Origin of the sequence: Rhodococcus erythropolis R138, assembly GCF_000696675.2 — a bacterium.
Lineage (GTDB): Bacteria > Actinomycetota > Actinomycetes > Mycobacteriales > Mycobacteriaceae > Rhodococcus_F > Rhodococcus_F erythropolis.
The window spans coordinates 3,455,298-3,482,286 of sequence record NZ_CP007255.1; the positions used below are offsets into that span (position 1 = coordinate 3,455,298).

At 62.6% G+C, this 26,989-nt stretch carries 1 protein-coding gene; it reads left to right on the plus strand.

The annotated features are described in order from the left end of the window. Nucleotides 1–138: 138 nt before the first annotated feature. Nucleotides 139–26,976, plus strand: coding sequence for a non-ribosomal peptide synthase/polyketide synthase (locus tag H351_RS15985; protein ID WP_037119533.1), 26,838 nt, complete (start codon nt 139–141; stop codon nt 26,974–26,976). Nucleotides 26,977–26,989 lie beyond the last annotated feature (13 nt).

Consider the following 26,989-nt stretch of genomic DNA (forward strand, 5'->3'; position numbering starts at 1 on the left):
ACTGGTGGGGCGGTGCATGCGCTTGCCGATTCTGGGTACGACTGCTTGAGAGGCGCGATCAGCCTCTTGCTTTCGCGCTGTTGATTCGGACGCGGCTACGCACTCGGCGGCCGCGGAGATCATGCGGGGCGGGGCGCTGTGAAACCCTTCGAGGTAAGTCGGACCGACCCTTCTGATGAGACGCTTTTTCCGCTCTCGGCCGCCCAACGGGCAACCTGGTTCGCTCAGCAATTCGATCCCGAAGTCCCGATTCTGATAGCGCACTACGTGGAGTTGCGCGGCGAACTCGACGTCGAATTACTGGATCGCGAAACGCGGGCAGTTGCTTACGAGTTTCAATCTCCCATGCTCAAAGTGATCGAGGTCGATGGTCGGCCGATGCAGTACGTGGACGAGAAGGCCGAAATCTCGGTCGGTTTGGTCGACTTCCGCTGGACCGAGGATCCCTTCGAGGCTGCGCTCGAGTGGATGCGTCGAGATTGCCGGACGCGGCTCGACCTGGCAGTCGACGGAATCGTCGCGACCGCTGTGCTGCGCGTGGGTGACGCGCACTATCTGTGGTACAGCCGTATCCATCATGTCGCGCTTGACGGTTTCGGTGCCATGACCATGATGAACCGCATTGCGCATCGGTACTCGGCCTCGGCGGCGAGAAAAGATCTGCAGCCGAGTCGTGCCGCGACACTGCGCACGCTGTACGACATCGACGAGCGGTACAGACAGTCGGATCGATTCGCTGCCGATCGTGAGTACTGGGCAGGGCGCAATACAGTCGGTGCCGGATCCAGCTTGGCGGAGGCTTCTGGGCCCGCACACATCGAGAGCCGACTCGAAAGCACACTGATGTCGGACCGGAGCTGTGCCCTTCTCCACGAATCCGAGAACCACGCTGCAACGGTCATCGCTGCGCTCGCGTTGTACCTCTCGCGAATGACGGCGAAAGAGACTGTCCAGATTCATGTTCCGATGTCCGGACGGACTACGGCGGTGTTGCGGGACTCGGGCGGCATGATGGTGAACGTCGCGCCGCTGCTCATCAGCATCGCAGCCGTCGACACCGTCGGTGAACTCTTCGCCCAGGTCCAGCATGAGCTCATGGGTGCATTGCGGCACCAGCGCTGCAGCCTCGACGACATCCGTCGGGACGCAGGCGTGACGAGCGGTCTGGAAGGCGAAGACTCATATGCCGGACCCATGGTCAACGTCATGCTGTTTCGCCAGGAGGTGCAGTTGGGCGAGGTGGTTGGGGAGTATCACATCGTCACCTCCGGGCCGGTGGAAGACCTTCTGGTCAACGTGTATCCGAGCGGCGACAGGCTGCGTGTCGACTTCCGGGCAAACCCGATCCGATACGAGGAGGCGGGTTTACGCGAGCACCACCGGAATTTTGTCGGCTTACTGGAAGAGTTGATCGCGTCTGATTCCGGTGCCGAACTCGCAGACATTCACGGCCCGACGGCACGGGAGGGCGAGCGACGACAACGCGAAGTGCGGCACCTCGAATATTGGAGACATGAGCTCACCGGGGCGCCCGAACTGTTGCAACTTCCCTTCGATCGACCCAGGCCTGCAACGCAATCGCTGGACAGTGCACAGGTTGAGGTCGTGATCGCCGCAGACACCCACGCGCGGATTACAGAAATGGCAAGTGATCTCGGGACGGACACACGCGCGGTCCTACATACGGGCTTCGCGCTAGTGGTGAGCCGATTGTCCGGGGCTTCGGACGTGGTAATCGGTACGCCGACGGGATCCGACGCGAACATCGTTGCCATCCGGAGTCGCATCGATCTGGAGACGCCGTTCACGGCGCTCGTGGGCAGTGTCGTCGAGGTCCGAAGTACTGCGCTGCCGCACAGTGGGATACGGCTCGAGCAGGTGGCGCAGTCGCTCGAGGTGGAGGATGTACCTGCGTATGCGCCGGTGATACAGGTGACGTTCGAGTCCGTCGCCAGCGCTGACGAGCACCCTCCCGACCTCGGCCGCTTCGATCTCGGAGTGTCTGCAGTCGAACTGTTCGACGAGGTGGGTACGCCGTCCGGAATCACGGTGACGCTCGCGTTTGCCACCGACCTGTTCGACGCCGAGACAGTACGTGGCCTCGGTTTGCGGTTCGCGCGCGTCCTGGAATCCGTCACCACAGATCCGGCAATGATGGTCGGCGACATCGACATCTTGTCCGACGACGAGCGATCCGCGATGCAGCCTGTCCGCAGTGACCCTCGCGCTTCGCACCGCACCCTGGCCGACCTGTTCGACGGTGCGGCGCGCACACACCCCGACGGCGTGGCCCTGTCGTATCTCGATGGCGAGTTGACGTATCGAGAACTCGACGAGCGTTCGTCGAAGTTGGCCCGAGTCTTGATCGACCGCGGCATCGGTCCGGAAAACAGTGTGGCGCTGGGTTTGACGCGTTCGATCGAATCGGTTGTCGCGATGTTGGCGGTGACCAAAGCCGGCGCGGCATTCGTGCCGGTGGATCCGACCTATCCGGGTGAACGTGTTCGCTTCATGCTGACCGATTCCGGCGCCGTACTGGGGCTCACGGTCGTTTCCGAACTTCATCGCTTGCCGGATTCGATTTCCTGGCTAGCGATTGACGACGCTGCGTTCGGTGGCCGACTTACGCGGTTGTCCGTCCGCTCCATCTCCGATGTCGATCGGGTGCACCCGATCCGCCCCGACAATCCCGCATACGTGATCTACACTTCGGGTTCCACCGGACTCCCCAAGGGGGTGACGGTCTCGCATCGTGGACTGGAAGCGCTTGCTGCCGAACAGCGTTCGCGGTTCGGTGCGACCCAGGATGCGCGAACATTGCACTTCTCGACCCCGAGTTTCGACGCCTCGATTTTCGAATACCTGCTGGCTTTCGGTGCCGGAGCGACCATGGTGATTGCACCGAGCACGATCTACGGCGGTGACGAGCTGTCTCGCTTCCTCGAATCCCAGCGTGTCACGCATGGTTTTGTCACTACTGCGGCGCTCGGAACAGTTTCGCCCGAGGGCCTTTCGGACTTCGGCGACGTGGTGGTCGGTGGTGAGGCCTGTCCGCCGGATCTTGTGCAGCGGTGGGCTCCCGGCCGACGGCTGTGCAATGCCTACGGGCCGACCGAGACCACCGTCATGTCGAACATCGGCGAGCCGATGGTGTCGTCGGAGAACATCACAGTGGGCGGTCCGCTCCGCGGTTTCGAGGAGATCGTGCTCGATCAGCGATTGCACCCCGTCCCCGACGGTGTTGTGGGCGAGCTGTACATCTCGGGAGACGCGCTCGCACGTGGATATCACCGGAAGTATGCGTTGACCGCAGGACGATTCGTGGCCGACCCGTTCGGTCTCCCGGGCCGGCGGATGTATCGAACGGGGGACTTGGTGCGGCGGCGCCGTGGCCGTGCACTCGAGTACGTCGGTCGCAGCGATTTCCAGGTGAAAGTTCGCGGATTCCGTATCGAGCTCGGGGAAATCGACAGCGTCGTGCAGTCGTGTCCGCAGGTCGAGAATGCAGTTACCGTGGCGCGTGCGGCTCCCTCCGGTACAACGATGATTACCACGTACGTCGTGCCTGCCGGCGGCAGTGCGCTCTCGACTGCCGATCTGACGCAGTACGCCGCGAGCCGTGTGCCGTCGTACATGGTTCCTGCGGCCTTTGTTCTTCTCGACGAGTTGCCGGTAACTCCATCGGGAAAGGTCGATCGCGCTGCCTTACCGGCACCTCGGTTCGATGCTCGGTCGGACAACTTTCGACCGCCCGAGGGCGCCGAAGAACTACTGCTGGCCGAGATTTTTGCCGACGTTCTAGGTGCCGAGGCGGTGGGTGCGGGTGACGACTTCTTCGAGCTGGGTGGGAACTCACTGATCGCCACAAAGCTGATCGCACGAGTCAACGCAGCTGAAGCAATCGATTTCGGGGTGCGGACTTTGTTCGAAGCACCGACGATCGAATCACTGGCTCTCCACGTGCGTGACGCGAAGTCCTCCGGCGTTGATCCCTCGCATTCGAAGCGTCCAATCCTGCAGGCACATTCGTACAGGGACGAGATTCCGGTGTCTCTGGCGCAACAACGCCTGTGGTTTGTCAATCAGTTCGACACTTCGTCCCCGGCCTACAACATCGCGATGGTGGTCCGACTGTCAGGGGCGTTGGATGTGGCTGCGCTGAAACTCGCGATGGGAGATGTTGTCGATCGACATGAATCGCTTCGCACCGTCTACCCATCGTCGGTCGACGGTCCACATCAGGTGGTGGTTCCTTCGGAACGTGTGACGTCGAAGATGGCGTGGGAAGTATCCGTTGACGAGGAAGCCTTGGACAGGCGCATCGCCGATCTCGCTCGCGAGGGGTTCGACGTGAGCGCGAACGTGCCCGTGCGCGGCTCCCTTTTTCGAATCACTCCGGACGTTCATGTCCTCGCGTTGGTGGTTCACCATATTTCGGCGGATGGAGCATCTCTCGAGCCGATGGCCCGCGACCTGACCCGCGCCTACGCGGCGCGGGCTGCCGGTCGGGCACCGGACTGGCCGCCTTTGCCTGTGCAGTACGCCGACTACAGCCAATGGCAGATCGAACTGCTCGGCAGTGACGCCGATCCGGACACGCTCCAGGCGAAGCAGTTGGACTACTGGACGTCCACCCTGTCCGGTCTACCTGACGTGATCGACCTTCCGCTGGATCGACCGAGGCCGGCGGAACGATCCATGCGCGGTGAATCGGTCCTATTCTCGGTGCCCGCAGACGTGCACAGTGACCTCCTCGAACTCGCTCGGAATCACAACGCGACACCGTTCATGGTGATGCACGCAGTGCTGGCGGTTCTGTTGGCACGGCTGAGCGCCTCGCCGGACATAACGATCGGCACTCCGGTGGGAGGGCGCGCCGAGCAAGTCCTCGACGATCTGGTCGGGATGTTCGTCAACACGGTCGTCCTGCGAACCGCCGTTGATTCCGCCGCGACTTTCGAGGAAATCCTTTCACGAACTCGCGAAGTTGATCTGGCAGCGTTCGGGCAAACCGAGGTGCCGTTCGAGCGAGTCGTCGATGCAGTTGCTCCGGAGCGTTCACCATCTCATTCACCGCTCTTCCAGGTTCTGTTGGAATTTCAGAACACCGCAGATCCTCACCTCGAACTACCAGGACTCGGTGTCGATGTTGTTTCAGTCGACATCGGTGTCGCCAAATTCGACTTGCAATTGTCGCTCTCCGAAAAGCGTGGCAAGGACGGAATCCCGGTGGGTTTCGACGCCGCCTTCACCTACGCCTCCGATATCTTCGAGCGCACCACAGTCACCGAGTTCGGGGAGCGCTTCGTCCGCCTACTGCGGTCGGTCGTATCGGATCCAACTGCCCCAGTGGGTGATACGGAGATTCTGGGTGCGCCCGAGCGTGGGTTGGTGGTGGGTGGTTGGGATGGTGTGGGGGTTGCGGTGGGGGGTTTGACGTTGGTGGATGTGTTGGATGGGCGGTTTGCTGGTGTGGGTGGTGGGGGGTTGGTGTGTGGTGGGGTGGTGTTGTCGTGGGGTGAGTTTGATGTTCGGGTGAATCGTTTTGCGCGGTTGTTGATTTCGTTGGGGGTGGGTCCGGAGTCGCGGGTGTGTGTGGTGTTGTCGCGGTCGGTGGAGTTGTTGGTGGCGGTGTTTGCGGTGGTGCGGGCTGGTGGGGTGTTTGTTCCGGTGGATGTGGGTGCGCCGGTGGAGCGGGTGGGGTTTGTGGTGGGGGTGGTGGATCCGGTGGTGGTGTTGTCGCGGGTTGGTGATGGTGGGTGTTTGCCGGTGGGGGTGGGGTTTGTTGATGTGGGTTGTGTTGATGTTTCGGGGTTTTCGGGTGATCCGGTGGGGGTGGGTGATCGGTTGGGGGTGTTGTTGCCTGAGCATGCGGTGTATGTGATGTTCACGTCGGGGTCGACGGGTCGTCCGAAGGGGGTGGTGGTTTCGCATGCGGGGGTGGTGAATCGGTTGTTGTGGATGCAGGGGGAGTTTCCGTTGGGTGTGGGGGATGTGGTGTTGCAGAAGACGCCGGTGTCGTTCGATGTGTCGGTGTGGGAGTTGTTTTGGCCGTTGATGGTGGGTGCGCGGTTGGTGGTGGCGGATCCGGGTGGGCATCGTGATCCGGTGTATTTGGTGGGTGTGATCGAGCGGTGGGGGGTGTCGGTGGTGCATTTTGTGCCGTCGATGTTGGAGGTGTTCGTGGGGGAGCCTTCGGTGGTGGTGGGGTGTTCGAGTGTGCGTCGGGTGTTTGTGTCGGGTGAGGGGTTGTCGTCGGTGTTGGCGGGGCGGTTTGCGGGGGTGTGTGGTGCGGAGTTGGTGAATTTGTACGGGCCGACGGAGGCGTCGGTGGATGTGACGTTTCATGTGGTGGATGGTGTTGTGGGGGTGGGTGTTCCGATTGGTCGGCCGGTGTGGAATACGCGGGTGTTGGTGTTGGATTCGCGGTTGCGGCCGGTTCCGGTGGGTGTGGTGGGGGAGTTGTATGTGGGTGGGGTGCAGGTGGCTCGGGGGTATGAGGGTCGTGTGGATTTGACGGTGGGTCGGTTTGTGGCGGATCCGGTGTCGGGGGTGGTGGGTGCTCGGGTGTATCGGACGGGGGATGTGGTGCGGTGGGGGTGTGGTGGGGTGTTGGAGTTTGTGGGGCGCACGGATTTTCAGGTGAAGGTGCGGGGGCAGCGGGTGGAGTTGGGTGAGGTGGAGGCGGTGTTGGCTGCTCAGGTGGGGGTGGCTGGTGCGGTGGTGGTGTTGCGGTCGGGTGTGGGTGGGGATTTTTTGGTGGGGTTTGTGGTGGGTGAGGTGGGTGTGGTGGTCGATGAGGTGGTGGTGTTGGAGGGGGTGCGGAGGTCTCTTCCGGGGTTCATGGTGCCGTCGGTGGTGGTGGTGTTGGGGGAGTTTCCGGTGACGGTGCATGGGAAGTTGGACCGTAAAGCCCTCCCGGACGTCAACTTCGAACCTCGATCGCTGCAGTATGTTGCGCCGCGAACGCCGGTCGAGGAGACGGTTGCCGCAATCTTCGATGATCTGTTGGGAACGTCGACGGTGGGCGTGTACGACGACTTCTTTGCCCTTGGTGGGAACTCTCTGAGTGCAGTCAGGTTGGTTGCGCGAGTGAATTCTGTTCTCGGCGAACGGATCGACATCCGCGACGTCTTCGATGCTTCTACCGTTGCAGCGCTGGCCGAGTTGGCGCAGTGTCGCGGAGGAGAGGGGGCCAAGCCGGCGTTGAGGCCGCGGGGTACGACGACGGATATCCCACTTTCGCCGGCGCAGGAGCGAATGTGGTTTGCGAATCAGTTCGACCCCGAGTCCGCCGCCTACAACGTCGCGTGCGCGTTGAGGCTCGACGGCACAGTGAATCTGAGTGCACTTCGCGCGGCATTTGTCGACGTCGTCGAGCGGCACGAGTCCTTGCGCACTGTTTTTCCTCTCAATGATGACGGCCCGCGTCAAGTGATCATGTCTACCTCACAGGTGGTATCGGATCTTGCACCGATACTTGTGCGGGGAGAGGAAGAGCTGCGCGAGCGTTGCCGGCAGATCGTTTCGGATGGTTTCGACGTCATGCAGCAGGTCCCGATGCGCGCCACCTTGTTGCGGCGAGACGACCAGGTCCACTCGCATGTCCTGGTGATCGTGATTCACCACATCGCCGCCGACGGATTCTCCACGGTACCGCTGGCCCGAGATCTCATGAGCGCATACACCTCCCGTGTGAGCGGTGAGGCTCCTCGGTGGGCGCCGCTCGAGATCCAGTACGCCGACTATGCGTTGTGGCAACGTGGTTGGTTGGGTTCGGAATCCGACTCTCGGTCTTTGATCTCGAAACAGCTCGCCTATTGGGTCGAGAATCTTGCGGGTGCACCGGAAGTTCTCGACATTGCGACCGATCGACCGCGCGGTGATGTGCGTTCGCTTCGACGCGGACGGATTCGGTTCGCGTTCAGTCCGGAGGTTCATGCCGGTGTGGTTGCCCTGTCGCGCAAACATAACGCCACCGTCTTCATGGTTGTGCATGCAGCCTTGGCAGTGCTGCTGGCGAGGCTCAGCGATGAGGAGGACGTAGCCGTCGGAACTCCCATCGCCGGGCGTGGGGAGCGCGAACTCGACGACCTGGTGGGTATGTTCGTCAACACGTTGGTCTTGCGCACTGCAGTGGACCGCGGCGCGACTTTCGGGGAGTTCCTCGACCAGGTCCGAAACGTAGATCTGAGCGCCTTCACTCATGCCGACGTGCCGTTCGAACGAGTCGTCGAGATAGTGAATCCTTCACGTTCGACGGCATACTCGCCCCTGTTTCAAGTCATGTTGGAGTTCCAAGACATCGAGCGACCGACACTGGAACTTCCCGACCTGCAGGTGACCGACGTGGGTGTCGAGATCGACACCATCACCTTCGATCTGCAGTTGACGGTGGCGCAGAACACTGGCACCGCCGGTGAATCGTATGGTATTCGTGCTGAATTCGGATATGCCGCAGATATTTTCGACGAGGAAACAGTAGGGGGCTTCGTCGACCGCCTGCAACGGATTCTCGAGTACGTCACCACGGATCCGCAATCGCGGATCGGAGATGTCGATATCCTCGACGCCCGTGAGTCAGCCGAACTGGTACCCGTGCGAGGTGTGATCTCCACCGCTGTTCAGACCCTTCCCGATTTGCTCACGACAGCAACAGATATGGCGACCACCCAGGATCTCGGCGCCGTCGCGCTGGTGTTCGAGGAACGTGAAGTGACCTATCTCGAACTAGACGCACAGTCGAATCGATTGGCCCGCATGCTGATCGAATCCGGAGTGGGTCCCGAAACGGTGGTGGCGATGTGTCTCCCACGCTCCGTCGAGTCCGTTCTGGCGGTGTGGTCCATTGCCAAGACAGGTGCGGCATTCCTTCCCGTGGACCCGGGACTTCCTGCTGCACGTATCGAGTACATGCTGGGCGACTCCGGTGCAGCGTGGGGGATAACGACCCGAGCTCACCACGCAGCATTGTCCGGCCTCGTGCCGTGGCTGGTCCTCGACGATGCTGGTTTCGAGGAACGGCTGTGGGCGTACTCGCCATCGAAAGTCACCGACGAGGATCGGAAGGCACGGATTCGAATCGACAATCCGGCCTATCTGATCTACACCTCGGGATCAACGGGAACACCCAAGGGTGTGACGGTCACTCATCGCGGGTTGAGCAACTTTGCTCTCCAGGAGCGCGAGACATTCGCCGCCACGACCCGATCCAGAACTCTGCACTTCGCTTCGCCGAGTTTCGACGCTTCGGTTCTCGAACTCATGTTGGCCGTTGGTGCGGGATCCACGATGGTGATCGTGCCACCGACCGTCTACGGCGGGTCGGAGCTGGCGGCGTTACTGGAGCGCGAGCGCGTCACCCATTGTTTTGTGACTCCGGCGGCTTTGGCGTCCGTCGCCCCAGACGGACTCACCACTGTCGGTTGTGTCGTGACAGGTGGGGAGGCCTGCCCGCCGGAATTGGTGGCCCGCTGGGCGCCGGGCAGAAAGATGTTCAACGCCTACGGTCCTACCGAGGCAACTGTGGTGTCGAGCATCAGTGCGGCACTGGCTCCGAACGACCCGGTCACCATCGGCGCACCTACTCGCGGATTCAGCGAGGTAGTGCTGGACTCGCGTCTGAGAGCGGTACCGGTAGGTGTCGCGGGAGAGTTGTATCTTGCCGGGCCGGCTCTCGCTCGCGGCTATCACCGGCGATCCCCGTTGACCGCCACGCAGTTTGTCGCAGATCCCTTCGGTGCGCCGGGAACGCGGATCTATCGCACGGGCGATCGCGTGCGGTGGACGCCCGACCGACGGCTGGAGTATCTCGGGCGCACCGATGCCCAAGTGAAGGTCCGTGGGTTCCGCATCGAACTCGGGGAAGTCGAGGTGGCACTGCAGACGCACCCGCGCGTGGCCCAGGCGGTGACGGGCGTCTGGAACGGCGACGGCAGGGATCGGTTGAACGGCAGGGATCGGTTGATCGGATACGTGGTTCCCGATCGCGGAGCGAGTGTCGATCCGCGAGACGTCCTCGCGCATGCAGGCAAGCGTCTGCCGTCGTACATGGTGCCTGCGGCGGTGGTGGTGCTCGACGCACTTCCGCTGACGGTTCACGGAAAACTGGACCGCGCAGCGCTTCCGGCACCCGATTTCTCGTCCACGGCCACACCCGACCGGACACCGCGAACGGAAACCGAGAATCTTCTTGCCGCTCTGTTCGCGCAGGTTCTCGGCCTGGGCACCGTAGGAGTGCACGATTCGTTCTTCGAGCTCGGTGGAGACAGCATCATGTCCATCCAATTGGTGGCCCGCGCTCGCGATGCTGGTGTGATCATCTCGCCCCGAGACGTATTCGACCACAAATCTGTTGCCGCGCTTGCCGAGTCGGCGCACGTGGAGCAGGACGGTCCTGATGTGCTCGCGGAGCTACCGGGGTCCGCTGTCGGAACTGTTCCACTGAGCCCGGTGGCGCAGTGGATGCTCGACCGTAGCAGTGGCGGGCTGCGTGGCGGTGAATTGAAACGGTTCTCCCAGGCGCTCTTGCTGACAGCTCCCGCTGATCTCACCCAGGACCTCCTTGTCCGTGGTGTCCAGGAGTTGCTGGACCGCCACGGAATGCTGCGAGCACGCTTGGACGAGAGCGACCGGGTCATGGAAGTCCTACCACCCGGCTCGATCTCGGCCGAAGGACTGATCCATCGAGTAGCTGTCGGTTCGGTGGACGACGAACGTTTCAGGGCCTTGGCGTCGGGAGAGCTCGAGGCCGCTGCCGACAGCTTGGATGCCGCCGCGGCCGACATGGTGCGCGTGATCTGGTTCGACCTGGTCGACAAACCCGACTTGTCGAACCAGCGGGGCCGACTACTCGTGGTGATTCATCACCTGGTTGTCGACGGCGTCTCGTGGCGCATTCTGGTCACCGACCTGGCGACGGTGACAGCACAACTCCGGGCCGGTGTCACGCCCGAACTGCCACAGATCGGAACGTCGTTCCGGCGGTGGGCGCACGGGCTTGTCGAGCACGTGGGCGATCGGAGCGTCGAACGGGACATGTGGAAAACGATCCTTGACGGCGATGACCCGCTGATCGGTTCGCGCCCACTCGATCCCACGATCGACGTCCACGGCACGGTCGACACCGTCACAGTGGACATCGCGCCTCCGGTGACCAGGAACCTACTCACCACGGTTCCTGCGGCATTTCACGCCGGCGTGAACGACGGACTCCTCACTGCTGTTGCGTTGGCCTCGATCGAGTGGCGACGACGCCGCGGTATGGATACCGCTGCCGCCCTGATCACGCTCGAAGGACACGGCCGCGAGGAAGGAGCGGTTCCTGGCGCAGACCTCGCGCGCACCGTTGGTTGGTTCACCACGCTCTACCCGGTGCGCGTGGACCTCGGCGGAATCGACGTCGACGACGCACTGGCAGGTGGCGCCGACGCCGGACGGGCTCTCAAAGCCGTCAAGGAATACGTGCGTGCGATCCCCGATCATGGAATCGGATTCGGGATGTTGCGCTACCTGTCGGGCGAGAGCGAACCACTCGGCCGATTCCGTTCTCCTCAGATCAGTTTCAACTATCTGGGCCGGATCAGCTCCTCTGACGGAACACAGGACTGGCTGCCGGTGGAGGGCAATCGAAAGCTCGGCGGAACCCAGAATCGGTCCATGCCTGTGGCGTCCGTGATCGACATCAACGCGGCGGTTGAGGACCATGTCGACGGGCCCTGCCTGACAGCATCTTTCACCTTTCCCCGCGGAGTGCTCGACAGGTCTGACATCGCGGAGTTCGCGGAACTGTGGCGTCGTGCGCTCGACGGACTCACCGCGCACGCGTCGCGACCTGATGCGGGCGGTCTGACGCCGTCGGACATTCCCCTGGTCTCCGTGGACCAACAACAGATCGAACGCTGGGAGAACGACTTCCCCGGATTGCGTGATGTCTGGTCGGTGTCGCCCCTTCAGGCCGGGCTGATGTTCCATGCCTCACTGGCGGCTACGTCGACGGACGTCTACACAGCGCAGTTGTGCGTCGAGCTGGAAGGAGCGGTTGATTCCGAGCGTTTGCGCGGCGCTGCTGCCGGACTACTGGCAAACCACCCGAATCTGTGTGCAGCGTTCGTCTACGACGCACACGGCCTACCGGTGCAGTTGATTCTCGACGATGCAGTGATTCCCTGGACCGAGGTCGACCTGAGTGATTGCGGATCGGCAACCGAAGCAGAGCTGGAGCGCCGCCTCGACGAGGATCGCAGTGCACCCTTCGACCTCGCCTCGCCGCCGCTGCTTCGGCTGACGCTGCTGCGAACCTCGCCGACGAGGTGTGTGTTGGTGGTGACTAACCATCACATCGTTCTCGACGGTTGGTCGATGCCGTTGCTGGTACGCGAGCTGCTGATGAGATACGCGGACGACAGTCTCCCGGTCGAGAGCGTCCCAGCCGATCAGCCCCAGACTCCGTCGTACCGCACCTATCTGGAATGGTTGGCGCACCGCGACATCGAGACCTCGCTCGCGGTCTGGGAGGACGCCATGGAAGGCGTCGACGAGCCGACGTTGTTGGCGGCTTCGGCGCCGACCGCCGATCAGGTGGTACCCGAAGAGGTCGCCGTCGATCTGCCCGATTCGGTGCTCGACGGACTCGGTGCGCTCGTCCAGCGGAGCGGGATCACGATGAACACGGTGATCCAAGCGGCGTGGGGTGTCCTGTTGTCTCGAATGCTTTCCCGCGAAGACGTAGTCTTCGGCGTCACAGTCTCAGGCCGCTCACCTGAATTGCCTGGTGTGGAAAACATGATGGGGCTGCTGATCAACACATTGCCTGTCCGCGTGCAGCTGGATCCGGACGAGACGTGTGCACAGCTGCTCGCGCGACTACAAGGCGAGCAGACAGATCTGCTCGATCATCACTATGTCGGACTCGGCGCGATTCAATCTGCCGTAGGGACAGGCAATTTGTTCGACACACTGTCGGTCTTCGAGTCGTATCCGATCGATACCTCGGGGATGGACGGGAACACCGACATAGCCGGTATGCGCATCACCGCTGTGAATGCCCGCGACGCCACGCATTACCCGCTCACCGTGCTGTCGGTCGCGGAACCGACGCTGCAGGTGAGCCTGCGGTATCAGCCGGCGGCATTCGACCGCGCCGCGGTCGGCACCATTGCACAGCGAATGTCGCGAATTCTTGCCGCCTTTGCAGCGAACGCGGATACACCGGTCGGTGAGGTCGACGTGTTGGTCGCCGGTGAGCGTGGGTTGGTGGTGGGTGGTTGGGATGGTGTGGGGGTTGCGGTGGGGGGTTTGACGTTGGTGGATGTGTTGGATGGGCGGTTTGCTGGTGTGGGTGGTGGGGGGTTGGTGTGTGGTGGGGTGGTGTTGTCGTGGGGTGAGTTTGATGTTCGGGTGAATCGTTTTGCGCGGTTGTTGATTTCGTTGGGGGTGGGTCCGGAGTCGCGGGTGTGTGTGGTGTTGTCGCGGTCGGTGGAGTTGTTGGTGGCGGTGTTTGCGGTGGTGCGGGCTGGTGGGGTGTTTGTTCCGGTGGATGTGGGTGCGCCGGTGGAGCGGGTGGGGTTTGTGGTGGGGGTGGTGGATCCGGTTGTGGTGTTGTCGCGGGTTGGTGATGGTGGGTGTTTGCCGGTGGGGGTGGGGTTTGTTGATGTGGGTTGTGTTGATGTTTCGGGGTTTTCGGGTGATCCGGTGGGGGTGGGTGATCGGTTGGGGGTGTTGTTGCCTGAGCATGCGGTGTATGTGATGTTCACGTCGGGGTCGACGGGTCGTCCGAAGGGGGTGGTGGTTTCGCATGCGGGGGTGGTGAATCGGTTGTTGTGGATGCAGGGGGAGTTTCCGTTGGGTGTGGGGGATGTGGTGTTGCAGAAGACGCCGGTGTCGTTCGATGTGTCGGTGTGGGAGTTGTTTTGGCCGTTGATGGTGGGTGCGCGGTTGGTGGTGGCGGATCCGGGTGGGCATCGTGATCCGGTGTATTTGGTGGGTGTGATCGAGCGGTGGGGGGTGTCGGTGGTGCATTTTGTGCCGTCGATGTTGGAGGTGTTCGTGGGGGAGCCTTCGGTGGTGGTGGGGTGTTCGAGTGTGCGTCGGGTGTTTGTGTCGGGTGAGGGGTTGTCGTCGGTGTTGGCGGGGCGGTTTGCGGGGGTGTGTGGTGCGGAGTTGGTGAATTTGTACGGGCCGACGGAGGCGTCGGTGGATGTGACGTTTCATGTGGTGGATGGTGTTGTGGGGGTGGGTGTTCCGATTGGTCGGCCGGTGTGGAATACGCGGGTGTTGGTGTTGGATTCGCGGTTGCGGCCGGTTCCGGTGGGTGTGGTGGGGGAGTTGTATGTGGGTGGGGTGCAGGTGGCTCGGGGGTATGAGGGTCGTGTGGATTTGACGGTGGGTCGGTTTGTGGCGGATCCGGTGTCGGGGGTGGTGGGTGCTCGGGTGTATCGGACGGGGGATGTGGTGCGGTGGGGGTGTGGTGGGGTGTTGGAGTTTGTGGGGCGCACGGATTTTCAGGTGAAGGTGCGGGGGCAGCGGGTGGAGTTGGGTGAGGTGGAGGCGGTGTTGGCTGCTCAGGTGGGGGTGGCTGGTGCGGTGGTGGTGTTGCGGTCGGGTGTGGGTGGGGATTTTTTGGTGGGGTTTGTGGTGGGTGAGGTGGGTGTGGTGGTCGATGAGGTGGTGGTGTTGGAGGGGGTGCGGAGGTCTCTTCCGGGGTTCATGGTGCCGTCGGTGGTGGTGGTGTTGGGGGAGTTTCCGGTGACGGTGCATGGGAAGTTGGATCGTAAAGCCCTCCCGGACACTACTTTTACAGCCGCGGACTATCGGACGCCGAGCACACGAGCCGAAGTTATGGTCACTCGAGCCATCGCCGAGGTGCTCGATCTCGACCAGGTGGGCGCCGACGACAATTTCTTCGAACTGGGTGGAGACTCGCTCAGCGCCACTCGCGTCGCAGCGCGCATCAGATCCGAATCGAGCACGAATGTCGGTGTGAAGGCCTTGTTCGACACTCCCGTGGTCGCTGATCTGGCGGCATCGATCGATCAGCTACAAGCTGTGCTGCGAGGTTCGGGGCCGGAAGGTTCGGGGCGGGAAGGTTCGAGGATTTCAGAAATCGCGGGTAAGACCCGGCCAGAACACATTCCGCTATCGCTCTCACAGGCGCGCATGTGGTTCGTCAACCAGTTCGACACCTCGTCTCCGCTCTACAACATCCCCGTCGCACTACAACTGGACGGCTTCCTGGATTCGGGTGCGCTCCAAGCCGCACTGGGTGATGTGGTGGAACGGCACGAAACCCTTCGAACGATCTTCCCGACGTCCGCGAACGGGCCCCACCAGGTGATCGCCGAACCAGCGCTCGCTGCTCCTCGAATCCACCCCGTGCCGATTCCCGGCGAGCGGCTTTTTACGGACTTGCACGCGTTCTTCGACGTCGGATTCGATGTGGCCGAAGAGTTCCCGCTGCACGTGAGGTTACTCCGAATCGGGCCGGAGCAGCATGTTCTTGCGATCGTCGTCCACCACATCGCCGCGGACGGTTTCTCGATGGCGCCACTGGCACGTGACCTGATGCGCGCCTATACATCCCGTGCTCAGGAGCAGAATCCGGACTGGGAGCCACTGCCCATCCAGTATGCCGACTACAGCCTGTGGCAGCGGGAGATCCTCGACGCAGAAGTTGGTCCGGGAACGTCGACGTCGGATGAATTCGATTACTGGACAGCGAAGCTGTCGGATATTCCAGAAGTCTTGCCGCTCCCTCTCGATCGACCACGAACGCCGAAACGGTCTACCGAGGGCGCGGTGGTTTCGATGGACTTCTCACCCGAGATCCATCGAGTTTTGACCGACCTCGCACACCAGAATGGTGCGTCCATGTTCATGGCGATGCATGCGGCGCTCGCGGTGTTGCTGGCACGGCTTTCGGCGTCGGACGACGTAGTGATCGGCACTCCGGTCGCAGGGCGCGGTGCTTCGGTGTTCGACGATGTGGTCGGGATGTTCGTCAACACGCTCGTGCTTCGCACACCCGTCGAATCCGGAGCAACCTTTGCCGAGGTGTTGGCTGCGGTGCGGTCAACGGATCTCGGTGCACTCGACCATGCAGACATTGCCTTCGAGAGGTTGGTGGATGACCTCTCGCCCGACCGTTCCACCGCGCATTCACCCCTCTTTCAAGTACTCCTCGAATTCCAGACCGATACGGGACTGCGCTTCGAATTGCCGGAACTGACGGCTCGCTCGCTCGACATCGATCTCGCGGTTGCAAAATTCGATCTACAACTGAGTGTGATGGAACACGTCGACGAGCACGGTGGGCCGGCCGGTATCAGCGCCGGTTTCCGTTATGCAACAGATATTTTCGATCGAGTATCGGTGACGCGCATCGCGGAGCGCTTCGAGAGAGTGATCGGCGCCGTGATCGAGGATCCGTCGGCAGTCGTCGGCGACATCGACATACTTCTGGCCGGCGAATACAGCGAGATGCTGGTTGCGCCATCGGCCTCGGCCTCGGTCTCGGGCGTCGGAACACGCGAGGATTCGCTGTCGGATCTCTTCGATCGTGCGGTGCTGACGTCCGGTGATGCCGTGGCGGTGCGCTGCGACGGATTGTCCGTCACCTACCGCGAACTCGACGAGCGAGCAAACCGCCTCGCTCGACTGTTGGTGGCTCAGGGTGTGATGCCGGAAACCCTGGTGGCAGTCGCGATGACCCGCTCGATCGACCTGGTGGTGGCATTGCTGGCGGTGGTGAAGGCGGGTGGCGGATACCTACCGGTGGACCTGACTTCTCCGGTCGACCGGGTGGACTTCGTGCTGCGTGACTCCGCGCCGAAGTGTGTGCTGACCACTGGGGCCGACGGCGCCGACATACGAGACAGTGACGCAATCGCAGACAACGAGATTCCAGTGATTGCCGTGGACGACCCGGCGATTCTCCAAGCGCTGCTTAGGAGTTCTCCGTTTCCGGTGACCGACCAAGACCGCCTGCTACCGCTCCGACCCGATTCGGTGGCCTACGTGATTTACACCTCGGGGTCTACTGGGCGTCCGAAGGGGGTGCAGGTTTCCCACCGCAGCGTCGTGACGTTGCTGGCAAACACCCGAGCGCTCTTCGGCTTCGACAGCGGCGATGTGTGGACGATGTTCCATTCCGAGGCATTCGACTTCTCGGTCTGGGAAATGTGGGGCGCACTCGCCCACGGTGGCCGGCTCGTACTGGTCGACTACTTCACGGCCCGTTCACCAGAGGCATTCCTCGAATTGCTACGGCACGAACGTGTCACGGTGCTCAATCAAACTCCCACTGCCTTCTATCAATTGGCGGAAGCCGACCGGCGTATCGGGAGCGCTGCCCTGTCATTGCGCTACGTGATCTTCGGTGGAGAAGCCCTCGACTTCGGACAGTTGACGCGCTGGTACGCCCGCCGCGGGACTTCGTCACCAGATCTGGTCAACATGTACGGCATCACGGAGACCACGGTGCACGTCAGCCATCTACCGCTCGATCGTGAGCTGGCGCGTGACGGATCGGCCTCGGTGATCGGTCGGGCGTTGCCCGGATTGCGTGTGTATGTGTTGGATCAGCGGTTGCACCCGGTGCCGCCCGGTGTGGTGGGTGAACTGTATGTCTGCGGCGATCAGGTTTCACGCGGATACCTCGGCCGGTTCGGTCCGACCTCCGCGCGGTTCATTCCCGACCTCACCGTCAGTGGGGCGCGTATGTATCGATCCGGTGACCTGGGGCGCTGGAACGACAGCGGGCAGCTGGAGTACCTCGGACGAAACGATCTGCAGGTGCAGGTAAAGGGGTACCGAATCGAACTCGGCGAGGTGGAGGCTGCGCTGCTCTCCGGAGTGGGCGTGTCTCAGGCGGCGGTGGTGGCCCGCAGAGACCGGTTGGTGGGCTACGTGGTGCCGGAGGCCGTTGCCACTGTCTCTCCGGCGGCGTTGCTCGAGTATCTCTCACAGAGGTTGGCGGCACACATGGTCCCCGCTGTCGTGACGGTTCTCGAGGCGTTGCCGCTGACGGTGAACGGCAAACTCGACCGGAAAGCGTTGCCTGAACCTGACTTCGGGCTACAGACAACCGTGAGTCGTGGCCCCGCCTCCGAGACGGAAAGCATCCTTGCGGGCCTGTTCGCCGAGGTTCTGGGACTCGACGAGGTGGGGGTCGACGATTCGTTCTTCACTCTCGGCGGTGACTCGATCATGTCCATCCAGTTGGTGACGCGAGCCAAGTCTGTCGGAGTTTTGATCTCACCACGCGAGGTATTCGAACGCAAAACCGTTGCGGCGCTGTCCGAGACGGCCGGTACGTCTGGCGGTCACGCTGTTCTCGACGAGTTGCCCGGTGGCGGCGTCGGGGAGATCGAGTTGACACCGATCGCGGAATGGATGCTCGATCGCGGCGGAGACTTTCGGCGGTACTCACAATCTGTTCTCCTCGCGGTTCCTGCCACGCTCGACGAGGTCACGCTGACACAGGCGATGCAGGTCGTGCTGGACCACCACGACATCCTCCGTGCGGGCATCCGGGCGACGCTGCATCCTGAATCCGCTCGGCGGATGGACGTTGCGCCAGCAGGTACGGTGCGGGCGGAGACCGTCGTACGCCACGTGAGCCTGGAGGGTGCTGCCGCGGAGACGGTCTCGGCAGAACTCGACGCAGCTCTGGGGCGGCTCGACCCGGAGACAGGTGTGATGGTGCAGGCAGTCCTGCTCGACACCGACGGACAGATTCAAAAGGAAGGACAGCGCCAGAAACGGTTGCTACTGGTAGCGCACCATCTGGTGACGGACGGTGTTTCCTGGCGAATCCTGATCCCCGATCTTGCACTTGCTTGTGCGCAGGTGCAATCAGGCGTCGACCCGTCACTGGCTCCGGTCGGGACCTCGATGCGTCGATGGGCACGTGGCCTCGTCGACGCCGCGCGCGAGCCGGATCGGGTTGCTGAACTCGACTATTGGCGAGAGGTGCTCGAGGGTCCCGATCCGACTCTGGGTGTGCGCGCCCTGACGAAGAGGGACACCGCCTCGGTCACCACCGACATCGAAGTACGAGTTCCCACGGCATTGACCGAGGCCGTGTCGACGACAGTGCCGCAGGCGATTCACGGGAGCGTCGAGGACGGGTTGTTGACGGCTTTGGCACTTGCGATGGTCCGCTGGCGCATGGACCGCGGGATCGACAATCCGGAGACATTGATCAGCCTCGAGGGGCACGGACGCGAGGAACAGGTGGTTCCCGGGGCAGATCTTGCTCGCACAGTGGGATGGTTCACGTCGATCTTCCCGGTGCGGATCGATCTGAGCGGAGTGGATCCGAGCGACGCCTTCGCCGGCGGCCCGGCCGCGGGCGTCGCTGCCAAGGCCGTCAAGGAACAACTCCGGGCGGTGCCGGACCGCGGCATCGGCTTCGGGCTGCTGCGCTATCTGAACCGCGAAACGGCACACACCCTTTCGCAACTTCCGGAGCCCCAGATCAGTTTCAATTATCTCGGACGCGTCGGTGGATCCGAGGCCGACGCTTCAGCGGGATGGGTACCGATCCGTGACGAGGACCTGCGGACGGTTACGGCCGTCGATCTCCCACTCGCCGGCGTCCTCGAGGTCAACGTGATGACCGTCGACGACAGCGACACCGACAACAGTGATACCGAGGACGGCCCGCAGCTCGTTGCCAGCTGGACGTTCCCACCGGACATTCTGGGCGCGGATGATGTTCGGCAACTGGCGCAGTGGTGGCTCGACGCATTGGTCGGGCTCGGAGAGTACGCGACGGACAGCGGCGGATTCACACCCTCGGACTTCGATCTGGTCGATCTTCGACAGGACGCGGTCGACGACCTCGAAAGCCGGTGCCCCGACCTGACCGACGTATGGTCGCTCTCTCCATTGCAAGCGGGGTTGTTGTTCCATGCCGAACTTGCCGAACGATCGGTCGACGCATACCTCGTACAAGTGGCTCTCGATCTAGCCGGCGCAGTCGATTCGGAGCGCCTGCATCGCGCCGCCGACGCGCTGCTCCACAGGCATGAGAACCTGCGTACCGCCTTCCTTCACGGCGCGGACGGCCGTGCCGTCCAGGTGGTCCGAAGCACCGTGGCAGCGCCGTGGCAGGAAATCGACCTCACTGGTGCAACAGATCAGGATCTTGATCGAGCACTGGCGGAGGACCGAGCGCGCCCGTTCGACATGGCGCAGGCGCCGTTGATCAGATTCACGCTGATTGCTCTCGCCCCCGAAAAGTTCACGCTGGTGCTCACCAACCATCACATCCTTCTGGACGGCTGGTCCATGCCACTGCTGATCCGGGAGTTGGCGACGCTCTATGCCGCTGACGGTGAAGTGGCGGCCTTGCCTCACGCGCGCGCGTATCGCGACTATCTGACCTGGATGAGCCGCCGCGATCAGCAAGCTTCTCGAGCTGTATGGGCGAGGACGCTGAGCGGAGTCGAAGGACCGACGCTGTTGGCTCCGGCGGTTCGATCTCGTCGACTCTCCACCATGGCGGCCGAGTGGGTGTTCGATCTGGACGAGGAGTTCACAACCTCACTTCGCGGGATGGCGCGTGAACTCGGGCTGACGATCAACACAATTGTTCAGGCATCGTGGGGGATCGTCCTCGCTGCACTGACCGGGAGAGACGATGTGGTGTTCGGAGCGACGGTGTCGGGTCGACCTCCCGAGCTGACCGGGATCGAAACCATGATCGGGCTTTTCATCAACACAATTCCGGTCCGAATCACTCTGCGCCCGAGAGAAAGTATCGGCACACTCCTCGCGCGGATCCAGGCCGAGCAAGCAGAGCTGTCGGATCATCACTATCTCGGGCTTTCCGAGATCCAACTAGCCACGGGGCCGGAGACCGGATTCGATACGTTGACTGTCTTCGAATCGTATCCCGCTGACCGTCAGGGCCTTTCGTCCGATACCGATATCGCGGGGATCCGGATCATCGATGTCGAAGCCAAGGACGCTGCCCACTACCCGCTCAGCCTGGTGGCATCGGTCGACACCAGACTCCGCCTGAAATTCGAGTACCTACCCGAGGTTTTCGGTGCCGCCGACATCGAAGAGATCGCCGGACGACTGCATCGTGTACTCGAAGCGTGTGCCCAGCCGGATCGCCCCTTGGCTGTGGTGTCGGTGCTCGCCCCGTCCGAACGTGCCGAATTGGTGCCGGCCCGTGGCACGGCTGGTGGGTCGTCGCGCGTCTTCCCGGAGATCTTCGATGCGGCAGCCCAGCGTGATCCGAACGCGCTCGCCGTGGAATCGGCGGACGGCAGCCTGACCTACGGCGAGCTGGACATCCTCTCCAATCGCATTGCTCGCGTGCTGGTCTCGCGAGGACTGGGAACCGAGGACTACGTAGCAGTCGGTGTCCCACGTTCTCTCACGTCCGTGGTGTCGATACTTGCCGTCGCCAAGACGGGCGCTGCATTCGTGCCGATCGATCCCGCCTATCCCGACGAGCGGATCAATCACATGCTGATCGATTCGATGGTCAGCTTCGGATTGACCACCACCGCGGGCCGAGATCGATTGCCCGATATCGCGGAGTGGCTGATTCTCGACGATCCGCATTTCACGAAGAAGTGCGAGGAATTCTCGGGGAGCCCGTTGACCGACAACGACCGACTCCGTCCGATCGGGTTGGATTCAGCTGCTTACGTGGTCTACACCTCGGGGTCGACCGGCGTGCCCAAGGGAGTCGTGGTCACACAGCGAGGGCTCGACAACTTCGCCCGAGACCAACGCGAACGCTACGGCGCAACTCCACAATCACGCACGCTGCACTTCTCCACTCCGAGTTTCGACGGGTCGCTCTTCGAATATCTGCAGGCTTTCGGCGCCGGGGCGACGATGGTTATCGCTCCACCCGGGATCTACGGGGGCGAGGACCTGGCGCAGCTTCTGGCCGAGCACTCCGTCACGCACGCGTTCATCACCACGGCGGCATTGGCAACGGTGGACCCGGCTGGGCTGGAACAACTTTCGGAAGTCGTATTCGGGGGCGAGGCGTGCCCACCCGATCTCGTCGCTCGCTGGGGACCTGGCCGCCGCCTGTACAACGCGTACGGACCGACCGAAGCAACGATCATGTCCAACGTCAGTCCGCCCATGACCGCCGGGGAACGCATCACGATCGGTGGACCTGTCAGTGGCGTCAGTGAACTGGTGCTCGACGCTCGACTTCAAGCGGTTCCCGTCGGGGTCCCCGGCGAGCTGTATCTGGCCGGACCAGGCGTGGCGCGGGGATATCACCGAAGGCCGGGGTTGACGGCAGAGCGCTTTGTTGCCAATCCGGCCGACCCAGGAACGCGGATGTACCGCACCGGCGACATCGTGCGATGGACGGCGGACATGTGTGTCGAGTACGTCGGGCGAAGCGACTTCCAGGTCAAGGTTCGAGGCTTCCGTGTCGAACTCGGTGAGATCGACAGTGTGCTGATGTCGGAGCCCAACGTCGGATTTGCCGTTACGGTTGCCGATTCCGCCCCCACCGGAGACACCCGACTCGTGTCGTACGTCGTGCCCACCGCGGGTCGACTGGACACCAGGCTCCTGATTCGCGCCGTGGCCCGGCGCTTGCCTTCGCACATGGTGCCTGCCGTTCTCACGGTGCTGGAGAACATACCATTGACCGCTGTCGGAAAAGTTGACCGTTCGGCATTGCCCAGACCCGAAATCGAGACGACCACAGGGGATTTCCGTCTCCCTGTCGGCCCGGTCGAACAGGCAGTGTCGGACGTGTTCGCCGAGGTGCTCGGCCTCGAACGAGTCGGTACCGACATCAGTTTCTTCGAGCTCGGTGGAAATTCTCTGAGCGCCACTTCGGTCGCGGCGAGGCTACGGGCGGTGCTCGGAGCTACCGTCGGCGTGCGGGACCTGTTCGAGATGCCGACGGTGGCCGAGTTGGCCACGGTGATCGACCAGTCGGTCGCCGAACGGTCGGAGCGACTGGAACCGCGCCCCCGACCCGACAACATCCCCTTGTCGTTTGCTCAGCAGCGGATGTGGTTCGTCAATCAACTCGACACCAGTTCTCCTGCTTACAACATTCCGCTCGTGGTGCGGTTGAGCGGTGAACTCGACAAACCGGCCTTGAGATCAGCGATGTCCGATGTCATCGCCCGCCACGAATCGCTGCGAACGATGTTCCCGGTCCACGGCGACGGACCGGTCCAGCACATCGTGCCCACCGAAAGCGCCGCGCTCCCACAACTGGCCGAGACATCGGTGACCGACGAACATCATCTCCGTGACGAGCTTGCCCGAATGGTCTCGGCCGGTTTCGACGTCGCCGCACGAATTCCCCTGCGGGCAGCGTTGTTCACCATCGATGAGCGCGAACACGTACTTGCCGTAGTGGTGCACCACATCTCGGCTGACGGCTTCTCGATGTCTCCACTGACCCGAGACGTGATGATTGCATACGAGGCCCACGCGTACGGCGGGGAACCCCAGTGGACGCCGCTTCCAGTCCAGTACGCCGACTTTGCGCTCTGGCAACGGGAGATTCTCGGCTCCGGCGACGACCCTGGGTCGGTGATCACCGAGCAGTTGGCTTACTGGCGACGCGCACTGTCAGGCGCTCCCGACCTCTTGGAACTTCCCCTCGATCGAGACCGGCCGACACAACAGAGTTTTCACGGCTCGCGGATTCACTTCTCGATCAGCAGTGATCTTCACCGCCGTATCCGCGGCGTGTCGAGGCAGCAAGAGTCCACTGCATTCATGACTGTGCATGCAGCGCTCGCGCTCTTGCTGGCACGTTTGGGCAGCACCGACGACATCGTGATCGGAACGCCGATCGCCGGCAGGGGAGATCGTGCCCTCGATGATCTGGTGGGCATGTTCGTCGGCACGCTCGCACTGCGCACACAGGTCGACCCGGCTCAATCGTTCCGGGAGTTGGTTGCGCATTGCCGCGAAGTCGACGTCGCCGCGTTCGCGCACTCCGACGTTCCCTTCGAGCGGGTAGTGGACGCGGTCGGGCCGAAACGGTCGAGCGCCTATGCACCGATTTCCTCGGTGTCGCTGGAATTCCAGAACAACGATCGGCCGATTCTGAAGCTGGCGGGACTGGAAGTCCGCGGGATCGACCCAGAACTCGAGGTAGTGAAGGTAGACCTGGAATTCCTCCTCGCCGAAGAGTACGACGATCGCGGTGCACCGGGAGGGATGAGCGGAGCCGTCGACTTTGCCACCGATCTCTTCGACCCCGGTACGGTCAGCGGGTTTGCCGACATGTTCGTTCGTGTACTCGAGGCCGTGACCCGGAATCCGCAGGTACCGATCGGTGACATCGATCTACTCGGCGATCTTGAACGTCGCGAGTTGATGCCGGCGCATGGGCTCCCCGAAGTACCTCCGAAATTGTGGCCTGAGTTGTTGGCGGACGCCGTGGCGATCGATCCGGACTCGGTGGCCCTGTCGCTCGAGAACCGGCAGCTCAGTTATCGCGACCTGGACGAGTGGTCGAATCGTGTTGCCCGGGAGTTGTGTGGTCGCGGTGTGGGCCCGGAGACCTTCGTGGCACTGGGAATGCCTCGCTCGATCGAATCGGTGGTGGCGATCTGGTCGGTGACCAAAGCCGGAGCGGCTTTTGTGCCTGTCGATCCGGCCTATCCGCGCGAGCGCGTCGAATACATGCTCGCCGATTGCCGAGCCTCGCTCGGTTTGACCGTTCAGTCCAGCCGAACTCAGCTACCCGACGTTGTTCCCTGGCTGGAACTCGACGACCCACACTTCGCCCGGCGGGTAGCCGCGCTGTCGCCCGAACCGATCACCGATGACGATCGAACCGGTGAACTGAACCTCGATCATCCGGCCTACCTGATCTACACCTCGGGATCTACCGGGAAACCCAAGGGAGTGAACATTACTCATCGAGGTTTGGCGAGCTTCACGGCCGAAACTCGTGAGAGGTTCGAGGTCACTCACGACTCTCATGTCTCACAGTTGGCATCGCCGAGTTTCGACGCTTCCATCTTCGAGTTGACGATGGCATTCAGCGCCTCGGCGCAAGTCGTGATCGTTCCGCCTGCTGTGTACGGTGGCGCCGAATTGGCCGATGTTTTCCGGCGCGAGCAGGTCACTCATGCCACCATTACACCGACCGCGCTGGCGGCGTTGGGGGACAACGGTTTCGAGGCGCTCCGTGTTCTCGATCTGGTGGGCGAGGCCTGCCCGCCGGAGGTCGTCGCGCAATGGGCGCCGGGTCGGAGGCTGCACAACGGCTACGGCCCGACTGAAACCACCGTGCAGGCGAGTGTCAGCGATTCGATGAAACCCGGTGCGGGAGTGAACATCGGCTCGCCGGCAGTGGGCTTCGGCTTCCTGGTGCTGGACGAGCGTTTGCAGCCCGTACCGGTGGGCGTGCCGGGGGAGTTGTACATCATCGGCCCAGGTATGGCACGTGGGTACCATAATCGGGCGTCGCTCACGTCGGAACGATTTGTCGCTTGCTTGTACGGATCGCCGGGGCGCCGGATGTACCGCACCGGAGATGTCGTGCGTTGGCGTGAATCCGGCGGTGACAGTGCCAAAATCGTTGGGTCCGGCGATGGAGTGCATCACACACTCGAATACATCGGGCGCAGCGACTTCCAGGTCAAGGTCCGTGGTTTTCGGATCGAACTCGGGGAAATCGATGCAGTTCTCTCACGCCATCCGTCGGTGGACTTCGCCGCGACTATCGGCTACACGGGACCGTCGGGTGAAACGGTCCTCGTGTCGTACGTGCGTGCGTCAGCTGCCGACGCCTCCGACAGCGACGAGATACGGGCGTACGCAGCCGACCGACTTCCCTCGCACATGGTTCCGTCGGCAGTGGTACTTCTCGAGCGGATTCCGATGACACCGGTGGGCAAGCTCGACCGAAAGGCTCTACCGGAACCCGAATTCAGTTCGGCTGCAGCCGAGTTCCGCGAGCCGGTCACCGACACCGAGCGCGCCGTGGTCGACTCGTTTGTCGAGGTTCTGGGTGTCAGCCGGGTGAGCACTACCGACAGCTTCTTCGACCTGGGCGGGTCCTCCCTGGTAGCCACCCGAATCGTCAGCGCACTGCACTCCCGTTTCCAACGCAGAATTCCGCTTCAGTGGATGTTCCTCGACCCGACACCCGCTGGAATCGCTCGACGCCTCGACATGCCGACAGTGGACGCCGGCATGGAAGAGCTTCTCGCCGTGGTTGTTCCGCTGCGGACAGAAGGAAGTGGGCGACCGCTGTTCTGCGTGCACCCTGGTATCGGCCTGTCCTGGGGGTACGCCGGCTTGGTGCGGTATCTGCCCGAGGACCGACCGGTGTACGGACTTCAGCTACCCGCACTCAGCGACGACGGTGACTATCAGTCGATCGAACAGTTGGCGCATCGCTACGTCGAAGAGATGGAAGCCGTTTCGCCGGACGGGCCGTACGACTTGCTCGGTTGGTCCCTCGGCGGAGTCATCGCGCACGCCATGGCCGTCGAACTGCAATCGTCCGGCCGCGAAGTTGCCACACTGACGATGATGGACAGCTACCCCGACAACGGCGATGCCCCTGCGTCAGCCGCACTCGACGTCCGAGACCTACTGCGAGGACTCGGCCTCGAGATCGAGACCGACCGAGATCTGACCTTCGACGAGGCGGCGGCCGTGTTGGCCCGGAGGCTCGGGCCCGAGACGGGAGTCGACGGTCGGGACCTCGAGCGGATTGCCAGAGGGTACGAGACTTCGCAGAGAATCACGCACCAGTTCGTTCCCCAGATCTACGAGGGAGACCTGCTGATCTTCCCGGCTGACGGAAAAGACGACACGATTCCGCGGGAGAGGTCGCCACAGGAATGGCGTCCGCTCGTGACGGGCCGGATCGTGGAGGTACCGGTGCGATGCGGACACAACGAGATGATCGAGGCACCGGCCATGGCGGTCATCGGACCGGAGATGGCTCGGGTGCTCTCGATGTTTTCCGGATACTCCGAACGGGCATGACAACTTGAAGCCA